The organism is Mucilaginibacter gracilis, assembly GCF_003633615.1.
Taxonomy (GTDB): domain Bacteria; phylum Bacteroidota; class Bacteroidia; order Sphingobacteriales; family Sphingobacteriaceae; genus Mucilaginibacter; species Mucilaginibacter gracilis.
Genome location: NZ_RBKU01000001.1, coordinates 161,530 through 179,437 on the forward strand (window position 1 = coordinate 161,530; position 17,908 = coordinate 179,437).

A 17,908-nucleotide genomic window follows, 5' to 3' on the forward strand; every position below is an offset into this window, starting at 1 on the left:
ATTGGCTAAAATGAAGATACATTTGCTACTGGCTTTTTACCTTTTCGTTTCAATGCAAACCGCCGATAATGTAAGCACCCGCTTTGCCATACCCGCCGGTTACCAACGCGTAAACACCCAGGCTAACAGCTTTGCTGCATATTTGCAAACCTTACCGCTTAAAGCGGCTGGCTCGCATACCAAAACTTATTACGGTACTATTGCCGCTACCGATGCCTACACCGCCGCAGTGGTAAACCTAAGCCTGGGCAAGCAAGATTTGCAACAATGTGCCGATGCCGTTATGCGCTTACGCGGAGAATACCTGTATCACCAAAAAAAGTACGATGCCATCAGCTTTAAATTCACCAGCGGTTTTAAATGCGATTATTTGCATTACGCCAACGGCTACCGCTACCGTAATGATAAATGGATTTTAAGGGCCAAGCCCGATTATGGGTACGCCAATTTCCTCCGCTATATGGATCTGGTATTTGCTTATGCAGGCACCCTGTCGTTAGAGAAAGAGCTTAAAAAAGTAAATTCGGTTGACGAATTAAAGGTTGGGGATATTTTTATACACGGAGGCTCGCCCGGCCATTGCTTTATTGTGGTAGATATGGCACAGAATGCCGCACACAAAAAAATATTTTTACTGGCCCAAAGTTACATGCCCGCCCAGGATATCCAGCTACTGCAAAACGGTTCGCCCTGGTTTAGTTTGGATAAACCCGCCGGCATCCCCTATCAGGAATTAATTGATATGAAGTATTTGCGCAGGTTTGAGTAACTGCTAATCGAAGTAGTCACAGTCAAAAAAATCCAAAATTCTGCCTCAGTCTCCTAAAATCCGAAATCAAACCTCCGAAATCACTAAACTGCTATCCAGCTAAACTTATATTCAAGGCCGGGGTTTTTCATTCTTTCGGCAATGCGTGTTAAACGCTCGGGCAATTTAACAATATAATCGCGCGCCTTCTCTCCCGATTCGCTTAAACCGCTTATGCTTTCAATATGCCAGTCTTCAATTAACTCTTTCAAAATATCAACATAATCTACCGCGGTATAAACACCAAGGCGTTGTGCAGCATCGGTAAAATGGCCAAAGGTTTGGCCTATTTTGGTACCCATTTCGCGTAAAAAATGGGCTGGCATAACAATTTTTTTGCGCATCATGTCCTCAAAAGCCAGCATGGCTTCGTTGGCATCAACTTCAAATATTTTCTCAATAAAATGTTTGTAGGCCTTGGCATGGCGAGCCTCATCGGATGCTATTACACCGCACATTTTTGATAGCAAGGCATCCCCGTCTCGTTTTGCCAAACTGGCAACGCGGCGGTGGCTCACGTTAGTAGCCAACTCCTGGAACGATGTATAAATAAAGTTGCGGTAAGGGTCGGTACCGGTGCCTATATCAAAACCATCGGCAATTAAGTACTGGGTTGATATTTCCATTTTGCGCATATCAACGCGCCCGGTAAGGTACAGGTATTTATTCAGCAAATCGCCGTGGCGGTTTTCTTCCGATGTCCAATGGCGCGTCCATTTCATCCAGCCACCTTCTTCGCCCTTGTAAACGGCGTCAACCATCGTCAACCACGATTCGTATGTTGGCAAGGCCTCTTCGGTAATCGTATCGCCTATCAGCACCGCCAATAAATCGTACGATAAGCCTTGAGCTTTTTCGCGCAACTCCTTAATATCACTAAAAAAAGTATCTTTAGTGGAGTCAGGCAAAAAATCTGATGGTTGCCATATTTCGTCAATTGGTTTTAAAAAGTCGTACATTTTCTCGAGCATATACTTCTCGATGTGCTGCATTACTTCCCTGCGCTGCTCTACAAAAAAATTCATCTTGTTATATTAATAAGCAAAGTTAATCATAAAAGCCAATTTTACTATTTATAATGGTTTTTAATTAGTGTAACCAATAGCCGCTTTCATGCACTCAGGCAATGTATTTATTGATGGTTTGCCCTCAAAAATAGAAAAACCGCTGTTATATTCCCACATCATACCGGGCATATTTAATGTTTTTAGGGTGGCCCGCATAGCTTTAATATAGCGGCAGCGGCTATATTGGTCGGCATATTTATTGTACACGCCATACTCGGTGCAAACCACGGGCACATTATATTTGTCGCGCCAGGGCTTAACATACTTATTAAGCTTATCCATTAACGATTGTTCGTTGCCATCGTCTTTATAATTATAATAATTGGTTTCGCCCCAGGTATTTTTTGCTTTCAAATTCAATGGTGGAAATCTTGCCTCATTATAAGGAAAACTTACCCCGGTAGTTGCCACCTGGTCGCCCACCCATGTAGCCCCTTGGTGCGTAAAAAAAAACGGCTCATAAAAATGAAAACTGTATATAATATTATCGTCGGCAAGCCTTACAAAGCGGCTCAGCTCGTAAATACTGTTGTAGTTTGATGCACCCACAAGCAAGGTACGTTTAGCATCAACTTTGCGTATGCCCTGCACAATATTGTAAGCGGCATCCTTCCAAATATCATCGTGTACGGTGGGTTCGTTGTATATCTCAAAAAACAATTGGCCGGGGCCTTCGGCAATAAAAAACTGCGCAACTTTTTGCCATAGTTCAATTATATGTGCGGTCTCTGTCAAATAGTTATCATTATTTAAGTTACCATAGTGGTAATCAACAACAAGGGTAAAGCCATACTTTTTACAATAGCTTAGTACCTTGTTTATATGTGTTAACACACTATCAAGCGGCACGTTATTGTTTTCAAAATAAGTAAACGCCACCGGGAGCCTAATACTTTTAAAACCAAGTTTTTTTAACAAAACATAGTCGCTTTCTGCTAGGGTTGTATCGCTCAAAATATTCTTGTTCCAGGTTTGTTCAAGCCACGATAAATTCATCCCTTTATCTAAACTTGCGGCTCGGTTAAACATAATTTGAACATTTGACAAGGCTACCTTTTTAGGAGTTGGTTTGGTTTTTGCACTATGCGTCTGCGATGTAGCAGAAAGATTAAAAAGCATCAAAAACAAAAGTGTCGCGTAATAATATCTGTAAAATCGGGGATACTTCATCGTTAAATTTGTAATTTTAAAAACATCATTATTTTTTAAGCTTAAACACTAAATAAATACGCCTAATGTTTGTTCAGATAAATAAAGACGAATTATCCAAAGAAATTACTAAAAAAGCGTGGTACCTAACCAATAATATAATTTGGACAATTATTTTTATTTTTCCGCTTTTTAGCATTCTCGATTTTATTTACATCAACACCTACTGGGTACAGTTCTTCATAGCCCGCATTATCGTCGTCATGACGGTTTATATGCTTTACAATCTCTTCCAACGCAATAATTACAATTATCGCATCCTTCTTCACATAACACTCTTCTCCATCTCCATCATTTCGGCAATACTTTGTACGCTGGTAAATATAGGTCAGTTAAACATATATTTTTTAACTTATGCAGCAATTGTATTGTTTTTTAACGTACAGGTTTTTTGGGAACCCATCAACTCGGTGGTACAGGCTATCGTTTCGTTAATACTGCTCGGTTTATTTTTCAGCTCGTTTAACGAATATAGTGTTGATATTTTTGTATCCAACGGCGGCCAGTTTTTTATCATCATCGCCGTTATATCATGCCTCATACCTAACGCCCGGTATAAGGTGCTTGAACGCGAAGCCCGGTCGCAAATATTGATAGAAAAATCAAACGATCAGCTTAAAACCCAATATCGCGACATTACGCAAAAAAACAACATTATTGATGAGCAGTACGAGCGTTTAAGAAAAATGGACGAGCAAAAAAACAGCTTTATTAATATTGCCGGCCACGATTTAAAAAATTTAATAGGCTCTATCATTGTAAGTAATAACATGGTGATGGAAGAAGATTATCGCTTAAGCACCGATCAGCGCGAGTATGTTGGTTACATCGCCCAATCGGCCGATAAAATGGCATACATGTTGAGCAAACTGATGGATGTTAAAGAAATTGATTCGCCCGAGATTAAATACAACCTCGAAATTTTTGACATCAATACCGAAGTTAGCCACGTAGTAAGGGGCCTTATTGAAACCGCCCAAATGAAAAATATTCAAATTATTGATAATATTTTAAAGCTACCGCTAAACGTGCGGCTTGATAAGGTTTTTACCGGGCAGGTTTTCCAAAATTTGCTTTCAAACGCCATTAAGTTTTCGCAAACCAATAATAAAATAAAAGTAGTTACCACGTTGCAGCATCAAAAATTTGTTTTTGAAGTGATTGACCGTGGTATAGCCATAGGGCAGGAAGAACTGGACAGTATGTTTAACAAGTTGCGCACCCTTAACGATGCTTCAAACACGTTTGAGAGCCGTTTAGGTTTAGGGCTTTCAATTGCTAAATTAATGACTGTAGACATGGGTGGCGATTTGTACTACCGCAGCGATGATAATGGCAACTATTTTAGAGTAGAATTTAACGTAATAAGCTAATACCCGTACACCTCATATTAAATATTAAAATGAAGAAAGTTTTTGGTTTCTTTTTGTTTCTGATGTTGCTTGCTAAATTCTCGGCCGGGCAAAGTATAGTTTCTTTTAAATCTCTCGGTTACGACGATGATATTATTGGCGGCGTAAGCGGTTCATCAGCATACTTTATCAGGATAGATCCAAGCGTTCAAATAGAAGGCAGTAAACTGGTGTTATTTATTGAGCCATCGCAGGTACTGTTAAGGGCGCGTTCGTACGTTAACATCATGATTAACGATAAACCCGTTCTCAGCTCGCACGTAGCTCCCGATTCAATCATCCGCTATACCATTAAGTTAACCAACAGCAGCTTAACCGAAGACAGAAAGTATTTAAAGGTACAGATCAGAACTTTGCTTAACGTAACCGACGATAAGTGTAAAGATGTTGATAACCCTGCCATGTGGATCAAAATAAAAGGCACATCGTATTTATCATTAATAAAAACCACAAGCAACTTTTTTAACAACGTTAACATATCAAACTGCTTTGATACCAAGCGCGCCATAGTTTACCCCGCAAACCCAACACTTATTGATTTAAAGGCTGTTGGCTGGGTATACGCCCGTTTAAAAAGAACGCAAATAAAACCAATACACGTTTACCCATCTAACCATGTGCCCGATAGTTTAACCAACTACGTTGTTGTTGGTAACATGGCCAGCCTAACCGACGATAAAAAACAACTTTTAAAAGTTAAACCCCAGGAAGGCCAGGGCCTGCTTTACCTCCGCAAAGACATTGTGATGCGCCCTGATACCTCAACTGTTGAAGTAGCGGGTAAAAACAACGATATAAGGTTTGAAAAACGAGTTTCCATACGCCCCGTGCCCGTTGAAACACTCATTGTTACCGGAGCCGGCGACGAAGGGTATAACAACACCATAACCACCCTGGCCAACAGCAACGTTTTAAACTCAAGCTTTGGCGATTTCCTGGTGATTAACAAGGCCGAGAACGCAGGCGTAAAAACTATCGACGAAAGTAAATCGCGCCTTACTTTAAAAGATATGGGCGGCTTAACATCCTTTTTAACCGGTATTGGCTCGTTAAAAAACACCTATAGCTTTAAAAACAGTGATTTCTCTTTTACTCCTAAAGAAATAGAAATTAAGATAGTTGGTAACTATGCCAACTTAAACGTTAACGACAGGGGCTTTTTTAATATTTACCTTAACGGGATATTAATTAGCAGCGAAAAGCTCGATCCATCGGGCAAGCTCAATACCAGTGCATTAATTAACCGTTACGAATTACAAAAGTTTAACACCCTCGAAACAGAGTTCCGTATCTATCCAAGTAATGGTAACTGCGAAAACAGTTTCACCAATTACTTTGCCGAAATAAACGTAACCAAATCGTACCTCCAAACTAAAATACCGTTTATAGCAAACAACTTAAGCTTCTATCAATACCCCGAAGCGTTTAATACCGGTAAAACAACCATTGTTATCAGCCGCAAAGTAGCACCGGCTACCGCTGCAACCATTGGCGAAATTATTTACGAGTTAAACAATAACTTACACGCCGATAACTTTCCTGATTTTGTTTACTCCGATCCGTTGGATAAATCAATTCTAAAGAAAAACAACATCATTGCTTTGCTTGACAAAGACGATCCGATTATGAATGAATTTCCGGATGCGCCTATCAAGTTTAACCAAAACTTCCGGTTGTATAACAACGAGAATAATAAAATAGTTTACGAACTTAACGACACCGTATCTAACGGTTTGGCTCAAATATTTTACGGGCGCGGCAATAACGGAACCTTGATTATAACCGGAACAGGACGCAAATTAGATCAGGCATTTTTATCGGCGGCCCGCTCTATTACCGATCAGCTATCAACCTTATCAAGTAATATTTGTATTTCCGACGAGTTTAATAAATACCTGTTCAACATCAGTAAAGATAGCGACAATCTCGAATATACCGATGCTAAAGGCTCGTTTGCTTTGTTTTGGGAAACCTATAACTTGTACATACTGTTGGTAATACTGGTGCTCATACTAATATCATTCTTGTATGTACGGTCAAGGGTACAAAAATCGCAAGATTCATTTAACGATTAAACCCGTTTTTCAATATCATACCAATCGGTTAACCGGCTGTTAGCTTTACCGCAACAGTAGGTTAACCGATAATATTAAAAGCATTAAAAACTACCCTATCGATCATGGCAAATTTCATAGATGAAACTATTCCGGTATATGATATCCTGATCAACGATAAGTTTATAACCAACACCGACCTTGAAAAAATACGCGATTTTTCATATCGCTCCGGAATATCCATCATCAAAATCATGCTCACCTTTGGGTATGTTTCCCGTAAAAACTACGAAAGATCGTTAAGCAACCATGGCTACGTATTTGATACCAACGTACGCAACCAACCCATTGACACCGAAGTATTGCGGGTGCTCGATTTAAAACACATCAGCAACGTTTTTGCCCTGCCTATCCGGATAGAGAATAACCGGGTAGTTACCCTCATGGCCGACCCTACCGACCAGGAATTTATCAACTTTGTTTATGATACCTACGGCCTTGAACCCGAGATCATCCTGGCCTCCGACCTGGATATTGCCTGGATGAGCCACAAGCTTTTGGGCGAGCCCTACGTAAAATCGGCAGTGTTTGAGCTCATGAAAAGCGAACCCGCAAACTCGGCGGTAATTACGTTTTCAAATAACCAACTGTATGTAATGTTTGGCAGTATTGCGGTTATTGCAGCATTTTTATTTTTGAGTTTTATTAAAACGGCCATTGTTTTAAATGTAGTTGTCAGCACGTTTTTCTTAATAAGTATTCTGTTTAAATTATTTTTGGCACTAACGGGCTCACGCTTTGAGTTGCACCAGGCCGTAACTAAAGAGGAAATAAAAGCCGTTGTTGACGATACCCTCCCTATTTACACCATTCACTTACCGGTGTATAAAGAGGATAAATTGATTAAAAAACTAATCTGGAACCTTCAAAGTTTAGATTATCCGCGCGAAAAGCTCGATATTAAGTTGCTGATAGAGGAAGACGATGATAAAACGCTTAACGCCGTTCGCGATCTTAATTTCCCGGCCATATTTGATGTTATTGTAGTACCCTTTCACGCGCCTAAAACTAAACCAAAGGCCTGCAATTATGGTTTACACTTCTCGCGCGGCAAGTACCTCACCATTTACGATGCTGAAGACATCCCCGATACCGACCAGCTAAAAAAAGTAATTACCCTGTTTGAAAAACTACCCGAACGCTACATATGCATACAATGCGCGCTAAATTATTTTAACCGCAATGAAAACTTTTTAACCCGCATGTTTACACTGGAGTATTCGTACTGGTTTGATTATATGCTGCCCGGGTTAGATACCCTGGATATACCCATTCCGCTGGGTGGCACAAGCAATCACTTTAAATTAGATAAGCTGGTTGAGCTGGGCGGCTGGGACCCCTTTAACGTAACCGAGGATGCCGATTTAGGAGTAAGGGCCTATGCCAAAGGCTACAAAGTATCTATCGTAAACTCCACAACCTACGAAGAAGCCAATAACGAACCCTTTAACTGGATTCGCCAACGCTCGCGCTGGATAAAAGGCTACATGCAATCGTACCTGGTGCATATGCGTAACCCTGTTAAACTGTACCGTAAAATTGGTTTAAGAGGCTTTTTAGGCTTTAACTTTTTTATAGGGGCAACACCTTTAACGTTTTTAATTTATCCGGTTTTACTATCGCTTTTTATGTTTTATGTGGTGTTTGATTTTAGTTTCATTAAATCATTGTTTCCTAACTGGGTGCTGTTTATATCTATTTTTAACCTCATTGTTGGCAACGTATTAATGGTTTATATAAACATGATGGCCGTATTTAAGCGTCGTTATTACGAGCTTATTTTGTTTGCACTAGCCAACCCAATATATTGGCTTTTACACTCTATATCGGCTTACAAAGGGCTTTATCAATTAATAGTAAAACCTTTTTACTGGGAAAAAACAAATCATGGTTTAAGTAAGGTAAATAACGCCAACAAGTAATACCAACGGCTTACACAAATTATTTACAATCCTTGTTTTATTAATGAAAAAACGCAGGTTATTATATTTAATTGCAATTTCTATACTGCTTGCCATCTATTACCTTATAGTGGGCATAAACATGTACCATGCGGGTTATCACAATCACGAGGCACTTTTCTACGTCGAAAAGGCGCGTATCATTTTCGAAGGTGCCGGCGATAGGTTAAAGGTAATTGGCTTAACATCGCCTATATTTCCGTTTTACGGTGTACTGCCCATTGTTGGGGCCAAATTCAGCTACGCGCTCGCCCCTATATTTGCATCGGCAATTGGCACGGCCTTGTTGTTTTTAATAATAGGCCTGTGTGTAATTAGAACCACTAACGAAAACTTTTTTGTTCTCCTACTTATCATTCTGTTTACGCTCCACCCCGGTATCTTATACACGGCATGTTCGGGCAAGGGTATATACCTATCCCTCATTTTCTTTTTCCTGTTTTTTTATAACATATTCAGGTTCTATTATTCCAACACAACATTTCACATTTCAATTGCCAGTATCATATTTGTGATACTCATCTTTTGCGATTACCGGTTTATATGGATAACCCTGTTTTTTATACCCCTCATTATATCAATAGCAATACAGAGCCTTAATCTCGGCGAAAAGCAGTCTATTTTCCGTTTGTTTTTAAGTTTCAACAGCCCATCGTTAAGGCGCAAACTGGTAAACAAAACATTTGCCATGTATGTAATCATCTTTATTTTACCTATCATATCAATTTTTTGTTATAAGGTATTAAACCAAACCCACGCTAACGATTTTAACTATTTTAACGATAACCCCTATGCAAGCTGGGTTGTATTGGTTGATAAGCTCGAATGTTCAATAACACCCGTTATTGATAATTACAAAATACCCGAGGTTAGCTTTTTAACTTCAGTAAGGATGCTGGTATTTTGCCCGCTTATCATTTTAGCTGCCTATTTTTTCCGCTCTAACACGCAACACCTTTTAACCATACTTATCCCCTTTGGCCTGGTTGAATTTTTTAAAATAAAATACGATAACACATTTTTACCCATGCAGTATTACCTCATCTTTTTGGTAATATCGTTTTTAACCTTAGTGTTTAAGGGGCACCTCATTTCGCGGCATGTTGGCTATAAAGTTTTAATATCGGTGTTGGTTGGCGTACAAATTTATACCGGCTATTATTTTCTTAAAAATTCGTTTATCGAAAGCGAAAAAAACTTTCTCACTTTCAATAGAAACAGCAATGGCAGCTCCGATGCTTACGACGAATACAAAGATGTTGCAAGCTATATTAACCACTTGCCCCGTAATTCGCAGGTATTGGTTGACGATGCCAACGCCTATCCCATAGTCGCTTTTGTTAAAGACATGCAGGCTATTACGCTACCCTACCAAAGCTCGTTTTTAAGTGCCATTGAAAACCCCAATAAGTATGTTGATTATGTTTTGATAACTACTTTTGAGAACCCGGTGGGTGGCTTTACCCAACTTAATTATAAATACAAGGATATTATGGAGAAGAAGAACGATATTCGCCTGTATCCTGTTTTTGAGTCGGATAATTGGATAGTTTATAAAATAACAACCGCACGCAACGCCAGCAGCGACTATCTGGATTATTAAGCCTGCTGTAAAATACTGCACCCCAATATTTTTTAAGTGCCTATCCATTACAAACTATGAGTGCCTTAAAACAGCAATTACTACAACAGTGCATTAATTACGTACAAAACAAAATAGATAACGCCCAACAGGCTATTCTATCTGCCCAGCAGGCATCTAACGATGATACAAAAAGCAGCGCCGGCGATAAGTACGAAACATCGCGCGAGATGATGCAGCAAGATACAAACCGCAACATGAATCAGCTAAGCGAAGCCAGCAAGCTAATGGTTGCTTTAAATAGAATTAATATTACCGGCAATGCCCTAAAAGCCGAATTAGGCAGCCTGGTAATTACCACCAACGGCAGTTTTTTTTTATCAATTAGCGCAGGCGCGCTAACGGTTGATAAGCAAACCTATATAGCCGTTTCGCCGGCCTCGCCTATAGGTTTATTGCTTAAAGGCCAAAAGCAAGGCAACCAGTTTACCCTAAACGGTAAAATTTATTTAATAGAAAAGGTGATGTAATTTTTAGGTAATTAAACAACAAAGTCCGCTATAATAATAACGGACTTTGCTGTTTAATTCATTGATTTATAAACCAATATTAACTCACAATTTTACGACCGATGCTGTTGTAATAAAAACCACAGTCAATCATTTTTTGCAAATCGTAAAGGTTTCTGCCGTCAAATATAACTTTGTTTTTAAGCAGCTTGGCTACCTGGTCAAAATCAGGCGTGCGGAATAACGACCATTCGGTAACTATAAGCAATGCATCGGCATCATGCAGGGCACTGTAAGGGTCGGCTGCATAACTTATCTTGTTCCCTATCAGGTTACGCACATTGTTCATTCCTTCAGGGTCAAACGCTGTTATGGTGGCACCGGCTGCAACCAGCTCGTCAATAATATATAAAGCTGGTGCTTCTCTAATATCATCGGTTTCCGGTTTGAAAGCCAAACCCCACAAAGCAAACTTTTTACCCTTTACATCACCGTTAAAGTATTTTTTTACCTTGCCAGAAAGTACAGTTTTTTGGCTTTCATTTACTTCAATAACCGAGTTTAAAATTTTAAAGTCGTATTTATTCTCATCTGCCGATTTAACCAGGGCCTGTACATCTTTAGGGAAACAGCTACCGCCGTAACCTACACCAGGAAACAAAAATCTGCGGCCTATACGGTCGTCAGATCCGATGCCCTTTCTTACCATATCCACATCAGCACCTACCAGTTCGCACAGGTTAGCCACTTCGTTCATAAAGGTAATTTTGGTTGCCAAAAACGAGTTTGCAGCGTATTTTGTTAATTCGGACGAACGCTCATCCATGAAAATGATAGGATTACCCTGGCGCACATAAGGGCCATATAATTCGCCCATTAATTTGCGAGCCCTTTCGCTTTGGGTACCTATAACCACCCGGTCGGGTTTCATAAAGTCTTCTACAGCCACACCCTCTCTCAAAAATTCAGGGTTTGATACCACGTCAAATTCTACAGTGGTTTGGCTATCCATAGCTGCACGTACCTTATCTGCCGTGCCCACCGGTACGGTTGATTTGGTTACAATTACCTTATAATCGGTTATCAGCTTGCCTATATCTTTAGCTGCGCCAAGTACATAGCTCAGGTCGGCACTACCATCTCCACCCGGAGGCGTTGGCAGTGCTAAAAATATAATTTGTGCTTCGGCTATTGCAGATCCAAGGTCGGTAGTAAAGTGTAGTCGCTCCTGGGCAATATTCCTGTGAAATAAAATATCAAGTCCTGGTTCATAGATCGGCAATTTACCGTTCTGCATCATTTTTACCTTATCTGCGTTAATATCCACGCAAATTACCTGGTTGCCGGTTTCTGCTAAACATGTGCCTGTTACAAGGCCAACATAGCCCGTGCCTACTACTGCTATTTTCATACTTGTCGTTTTTGGTTGACTTACTTTCTTGCCGACGAATATAAATATTCCTTGCAATTATTGCATTATTATTTTGCAAACAAATTGGCAAAAATATTGTATCATTTTTACATTTTACTCTTGTTTTTATACTAAACAGTTAAAATTAAGAGTAAAAAATAAAATAATGGCAAATTTAAAAAAATGCATTTTTGAGTTTCTCTAACTATCATTTATGCAACATAAGCCCAATATTTATGCAACAATCCTCAATTTAGCACCGTTAAAGCTATACTAAATTGAGGATTGTTGATTAAATTAAACAGCAAAAAAGCCGGCTTATGCTACTGCTTCCTGGCGTTTGGTTAGGTTGCGGTAAACAAATGTATTGTAGATATGCCTGCGGGCAAATCTACCCGGCGAATCAGCATTAATCAATTTTACGTACACAGCCTTTGGCACATCAAAATACTCATAACTGCTACCATCTAAAAAAGTAATTTGTAGCGTTTGCGATTTGTATTCAAAATCGGCAATGTTTGATGATGTAGTGGTTTCTGTATATTCGGCTAATGATTGCTGGCGGGTTTCGGGAGCAATGCTTACCAAAAAATGATAGGCTTCAATAATGTGTTTGCTTTTTTCTTCTGCTTCCAATTTACCTTCGTGGTTATCCTGAAATTTATCAGGGTGCCAGTCTTTCATTAAATTGCGGTAAATGGTTTTTAGTTCCTTTAATTCGGCAGCTTCAGTTACTCCAAGTAACTTTCTGTAATCGACAATTTTTTTCATGATATTAATATTGATTATTGTCGTTGAAAGCCTTTAATGTACTGATTTTCAAGAAATAATTTTCGCCGCAAAGGTATCAATTAAGAATGACTTATTTTACCCCAAACCGCAAAATAGTTTAGAATGCTTTAAGGTGCTTTTTAAGGTTTATAAAGGCTTCCGGGTGCTCGTCATCGTTCAGGGTTACTATCAGTACACCGTTACCAGTAGGGTTACCATATTTTTTTACCGAAACGCTATCATTTAAAAGCGAGAAACTGCGCAGCCAATTCCATTTTATCGATTTAAAGTATAAACTATCAGCACGATACTCCTTATTGTGGCTGCGTACAATATCAACCGTTGTTAAATGGGTTGTAAAATTAAGTTGCACCCTACCACTGCCTTTTAAAATTGGTTGTATAGGCGGCACAACCTTTTGTGCCTTTAAAACTAACGGCCCCGTAAGTAAAACGGCTAAAACAATTAATAAAGCTTTCATTTCAAAATCATTTTTACCTAATGTAGTATTTGTGGTTTTACACCGTTGTAGCATCACCATTGTAACATTTTAACTATATCATTTTCAGTTTTTTTACATCATTGGGCTGCATTTGTGGCAGCATATTTATTTAAGCAAGCACTACCGCGCGCTAAATTACAACAAGGCTTATGGTAAGCCCTGCCAATACATTATAGGCCAAGCCTTAGCCCCACTCTAAAGCCATTAGCTACGTGGCCGCCATTAATAAACGATGTACCGTACATGGCACGCAAGCCCAGGTATTCTAAGCCAAAGCCCAGTTCGGTATAATTTTTTAAGCTTGGGGTTGCCAGGTAATTTACGTCCACAATTTCCTGCAATTTAAACTTGCGTATCAAGGGCAGTTTATTGGTTATAAAGCCTGAGAAATTGTGCTCAAGGTGCCCTTCCAGATATTCGGTATTGGTGCTGTATTTATAGTAATCAAGCAATAAAAACTTGTTAATACTTGCTTCGTATACCGATAGTTGGTTACCGTTAAAATGTTTATAATCGGTAAAATAGATGCTATTGGTATTTAAAAACTTACCGGCTCCTACGTAAAATGATGTTTTGCCATAAAAGCCTAAACTAATGTTTGACTTGGATATATCCGCCGATAGCAAATCGTAGTCCACATCCGACCCAAATATGTTTTTAATACCCTTTGTATAGCTTAAACCAATAGTCGGATACTTTGATGGGAAATACCGCCTGCCGGAGGGTAAGGTTTCGTATTTATTACTAAAATCGTAAGTGGTACGAAAGCCTATTTTAAACGCCTGGCTATTGGCGAACAAAGGGCTGTTGCTATAGGGCGAAAAAGGGTTGTTTGAAGTGAACTGCCTGCTATCCTGGTAAAAAAACGAGTAATTTGACGTATTGTTTAACCAGCTCCTATCGGCAAACTCGGTAGAAAAAGCAGCCTGCCAGCCACCGGTTATCCTCCGCGAAAGCGAGATACCGGCAAAATCTTTTTGGTAAAACTTTTGGTAGTTTTGGCGTAGGTAAAGGCTGTACGAGGTATTTAAATTTAAGGCTTTGCCAAATGGTTGCTGATTATTCATATCTACCACATCAGATCCTAAATCAAAACCGAAAATAAATTTATCTACAGGCGTAGTGCCGTTTAAGCTGCCGTGTATGTTATGATCGGAAAAGCCGTATTTTAAATTTGCAGCCAATCTAACAAAGCGATTGGTTAAACTATCTATATTTTTAAAATACGAAGCATTATAACTCAACACAAAACCCTGCACGGTATTGTACTGTATTGATGATAAAAGCGAACCAAAATTATAATACTCCTTACTAAACCTGTTACGATGGCTGTAACCGCGACCGTAAATAAATTGATCTGCTTTAAATTTATTGTAAATACGATCGAGCGAGTCGAGATATGGTTTGGATTCGCGCTTTTGTGCCAGTATTTGCTTTTTTTGATAATCAACAGTTTCTTCGCTGGTTAAAGGTATTGGCCTTTCGGCATTCCAGTAAGTCGAATCCTTTTTATTAACCTCTTTGGTTATTTTAAGCACTTCGGCAAATTCCTTTTTATTGATAATCGGGTTTAAGTTGTAATCTTTATAGATAGAAATATAATATCCGCCAATGCGGAAACCAAATATCCCGCCTGTAAAATCAAAACGGATGGTAGATGGCATCCACACATTTTTACTAACCGGGTAAAATTGCTCGCTTACTTTAAGGGTATCAACAAAATTAAGGTTAGCTTTTTTTGTCATGTACAAATCCAAACCATATATCCGCCAGCTATCCTCCAGTATATAAATCACGCCCGAAAAAGCAGGATCATAATCGCGCCTTGGTATCACCTGTATTTTATTAACGGTTTCGCCATTTTCAACAGTGGTACCCAATAGTTTATACCGGTAGTACAACATAGCATTATCGGCTATAGGCGATACAAAAGGGCGGTTACTTATACCCTCCCACTCTTCAAAATTGGCATAAAAGTTAACCCGCATATCTGATGCCCGGTTAAAGCTAAAAGCATTGTTACGGCCCGATACCTTTGACGAAATCATCTCCTCATGTATATTATCTGGCTTCATAAATGTGACTTTTGACTGCGATTCCGACAAATAAACAATGCCCCTGCGGTTAGAGTCCAACCCGTTTTCGCGGGCCATTTTATTAATATCAGCACCTAAAAACTTTTTTGGTGCAGCCAATAACTTTTGCAAGCCTTTAATGTAAACCTCGGCACTGTAGGCATTAACCTGATTAAGGTAAGTTTTGCGTTTTTTTATTGCCTTACGGATGATGGCATAAGCAGGGTCTTCGCCATTACCGTTTATCAGCACATCTTTTAATTGGTACAGTTCGGCGGCAAGCCTAATATTAATTACTTTGCTTGCCTTCAAATCAATCTTCCGGCTATCCTGCCTAAAGCCCACGGCTCTAAAAAACACTTCATACTCGCCCGCGCTTAGCTGTATCTGATAATTGCCATCGCTATTTGCGGACGTACCCTTAGTGGTATTTTTCACATAAATGGTAGCAAACGGCACACCTTTACCTGCTTCATCGGTTATAGTGCCGCTGAGTGTTAGCAGTTGTGCAAAAGATTTAAAACCAATTAATAAAAAAGCTGTAAGAACTAAACATTTTTTCATTTATAAAACGGGATTACTATTGAAGTTGAAATATAGCCAAATAAAATTTGAGCAAACGTTAAATGTTGTTAATTATCAAAATTGCAACAATTGATTAAAAAAACGCGCGTTATATCATCTTAAAAGCACAATTACACTTTCCAAATTTATAATTATAAAAAACTGTATTACAGTTACTTAAAAACAAAAAAGCTAACAATAAAAAAATTAAAATTTTAACGTTATAACATATAAAAGCACTATTCAATTTTGAATAGTGTTAAACATTTGTTAATTTTGTTATCAATATCACAGCGAAGTGATACCTTAATTGAAAAATTTAATAGCTTGTGACAAAAAAATTACAAATTATAATTTGGAGATTAAATTAATAGTGTTAATTTTACACCATCAAATCGGCAGAGATGCTGATTATTTAAAAAAGTCTTCTCATAATTTAGGTTTATAATTGGTTAGTAAAGGCCCCCTGCCCATCAGGGGGCTTTACTGTTTTAAATAATTTACAAACTAAATTTTGGTACAAAAACTTTTTTATTACTTTTGCAACCCAAACAAACGGGGGATTAGCTCAGCTGGCTAGAGCGCTTGCATGGCATGCAAGAGGTCATCGGTTCGACTCCGATATTCTCCACTCAGACACTTAATGCACCTGGTAATCAGCTATTTAGCTACTAACCAGGTGCTTACTCTGACAAAACTCTGCCACCGCCTCTCAATTTCGGGGCCATGAAAACAGCAGAAATCACCTACACAACCCCCAAATTATTCAAGGGAAAAAAGATTGATTCGGTTCCGAAAGGCTCTACAAAAGCCCGCGAGGAAGCCAAACAAAGCTGGTACATCGAATTTTTCTTTTACGATCCGGCTACCCGTAACATGGAGCGGTTCAGGTTCAGCAAAAATCTGAACAGGGTAAAAGATCCCAAAGAAAAACTCAGCCTTTTCAACGAACTGTTGGAAACCTACTGCGAAGCTTTAGACGGCGGCTGGAGTCCGATTGACGAAAGAAGCAACGAGAAACTAAAACGACAGGTCGTTTCACTATCCCTAGAAGAAGGTAAAGTTCTTTTTGAAGCCTACCACCAAGCTAAAGGCACCAGGAAAAAATCGATTCAATCCTATCTTTCTAAAGTTAAAATGTTCATCACCTATTACGGGGAACATAAAAAAGCTAATGAGATTAGCGATTACGAGATCACCCACTTTTTAGACCACCACGAGCAAAAAGAAAAATGGCTGGGTGTTACTTACAACAATGCCCGGATATCGCTCAATAACTATTTCCGCTACCTTAAAAAGAACAAGTACATCGACATCAACCCGGTAACGGATACCGAAACAAGGCGGAAATTAGCGACGGAATCCCACCAGGTATTTTCTGATGCCGATTTTAAATCTATCATGGACTGGCTACAAGCCAATGATCCTTACTGTCTGCTATTCGTCAGGATGATTTACTACACCTGTATCCGGCCCAAAGAATTAAGATACCTGCAATTAAAATTTATCAACTTAGAAAGCAACACCATCACGATACCCGCATCTGTTGCTAAAAACAAAAAATCCCTGCCGGTGCATATCGATGTGAGTTTAAGGAAAGAGCTGGATAAACTTGCCATTCCGAAATACCCCAGGGAATATTTCCTGTTAGGTTCGCCGGAAACTATCATAGCTGAGCATAAGATCGGTGAAAATACGCCTTACGACCGTTTTCAAAAGTGTCTGAAAGCGTTAAAACTTAAAGACAAGAATTATACACTCTATTCCTTTAAACACTTTTCCAATGTCAAAAAGTTCAAGGCTGGCTGGACACTGGCGGAAATATGCTCTGCCAACAGGCATAGCAGCTTAGTAGAAACGGAAACTTATCTGAAAGACCTGTTAAAATTCGTCCAATCAGATAAGCTGATACCGGCTATATGA

The 17,908-nt window shown here is 39.1% G+C and carries 13 protein-coding genes and 1 tRNA gene; 8 read left to right on the forward strand and 6 right to left on the reverse strand.

Features of this window, described 5'->3' with window-relative positions; all coding sequences use genetic code 11:
- Positions 1–10: 10 nt before the first annotated feature.
- Positions 11–769 (forward strand): DUF4846 domain-containing protein, encoded by a 759-nt coding sequence (locus BDD43_RS00645; RefSeq protein ID WP_121195682.1) that lies wholly within the window; start codon positions 11–13, stop codon positions 767–769.
- A gap of 83 nt (positions 770–852) precedes the next feature.
- Here the strand turns inward: BDD43_RS00645 and BDD43_RS00650 are convergent, their stop codons facing one another.
- Positions 853–1,833, reverse strand: a complete 981-nt coding sequence (locus tag BDD43_RS00650) for an acyl-ACP desaturase (protein WP_121195683.1) — start codon at positions 1,831–1,833, stop codon at positions 853–855.
- Between the two features lie 60 nt (positions 1,834–1,893).
- Positions 1,894–3,045: a glycoside hydrolase family 5 protein gene (locus BDD43_RS00655; RefSeq protein ID WP_121195685.1), complete on the reverse strand. Its 1,152-nt coding sequence runs from the start codon at positions 3,043–3,045 to the stop codon at positions 1,894–1,896.
- A gap of 65 nt (positions 3,046–3,110) precedes the next feature.
- Here BDD43_RS00655 and BDD43_RS00660 point away from each other — a divergent pair, with 65 nt between their 5' ends.
- From BDD43_RS00660 to BDD43_RS00680, 5 genes are all read left to right on the forward strand, one after another.
- Positions 3,111–4,457 (forward strand): sensor histidine kinase, encoded by a 1,347-nt coding sequence (locus tag BDD43_RS00660; protein WP_121195686.1) that lies wholly within the window; start codon positions 3,111–3,113, stop codon positions 4,455–4,457.
- A 29-nt stretch (positions 4,458–4,486) separates the two neighbouring features.
- Complete coding sequence (locus BDD43_RS00665; protein WP_121195688.1) at positions 4,487–6,571, forward strand: cellulose biosynthesis cyclic di-GMP-binding regulatory protein BcsB; 2,085 nt, start codon at positions 4,487–4,489, stop codon at positions 6,569–6,571.
- A gap of 104 nt (positions 6,572–6,675) precedes the next feature.
- Positions 6,676–8,532: a glycosyltransferase family 2 protein gene (locus tag BDD43_RS00670; RefSeq protein ID WP_121195689.1), complete on the forward strand. Its 1,857-nt coding sequence runs from the start codon at positions 6,676–6,678 to the stop codon at positions 8,530–8,532.
- Between the two features lie 43 nt (positions 8,533–8,575).
- Positions 8,576–10,174, forward strand: a complete 1,599-nt coding sequence (locus BDD43_RS00675) for a hypothetical protein (RefSeq protein WP_121195691.1) — start codon at positions 8,576–8,578, stop codon at positions 10,172–10,174.
- A 56-nt stretch (positions 10,175–10,230) separates the two neighbouring features.
- A complete protein-coding gene (locus BDD43_RS00680; protein WP_121195693.1) occupies positions 10,231–10,683 on the forward strand; it encodes a 3-oxoacyl-ACP synthase in 453 nt (150 codons plus the stop codon).
- A gap of 79 nt (positions 10,684–10,762) precedes the next feature.
- Here BDD43_RS00680 and BDD43_RS00685 read toward each other — a convergent pair whose 3' ends face one another.
- From BDD43_RS00685 to BDD43_RS00700, 4 genes are all read right to left on the reverse strand, one after another.
- Entirely contained in the window at positions 10,763–12,073 is a 1,311-nt protein-coding gene (locus tag BDD43_RS00685) for a UDP-glucose dehydrogenase family protein (protein ID WP_121195694.1), read from the reverse strand.
- A gap of 318 nt (positions 12,074–12,391) precedes the next feature.
- The gene (locus BDD43_RS00690) at positions 12,392–12,844 is read right to left on the reverse strand and encodes a KTSC domain-containing protein (protein WP_121195696.1); all 453 of its coding nucleotides are present in this window, start codon (positions 12,842–12,844) and stop codon (positions 12,392–12,394) included.
- 118 nt (positions 12,845–12,962) lie between these two features.
- Entirely contained in the window at positions 12,963–13,325 is a 363-nt protein-coding gene (locus tag BDD43_RS00695) for a hypothetical protein (protein ID WP_147425536.1), read from the reverse strand.
- A 191-nt stretch (positions 13,326–13,516) separates the two neighbouring features.
- Positions 13,517–15,985 carry a DUF5686 and carboxypeptidase regulatory-like domain-containing protein gene (locus BDD43_RS00700; protein ID WP_121195699.1) on the reverse strand — a complete coding sequence of 823 codons (2,469 nt, stop codon included), beginning with the start codon at positions 15,983–15,985 and terminating at the stop codon, positions 13,517–13,519.
- A gap of 557 nt (positions 15,986–16,542) precedes the next feature.
- Here BDD43_RS00700 and BDD43_RS00705 point away from each other — a divergent pair.
- A tRNA-Ala gene (locus BDD43_RS00705) sits at positions 16,543–16,616 on the forward strand.
- A 95-nt stretch (positions 16,617–16,711) separates the two neighbouring features.
- On the forward strand, positions 16,712–17,908 hold the full coding sequence (locus tag BDD43_RS00710; protein WP_121195700.1) for a tyrosine-type recombinase/integrase: 1,197 nt from the start codon (positions 16,712–16,714) through the stop codon (positions 17,906–17,908).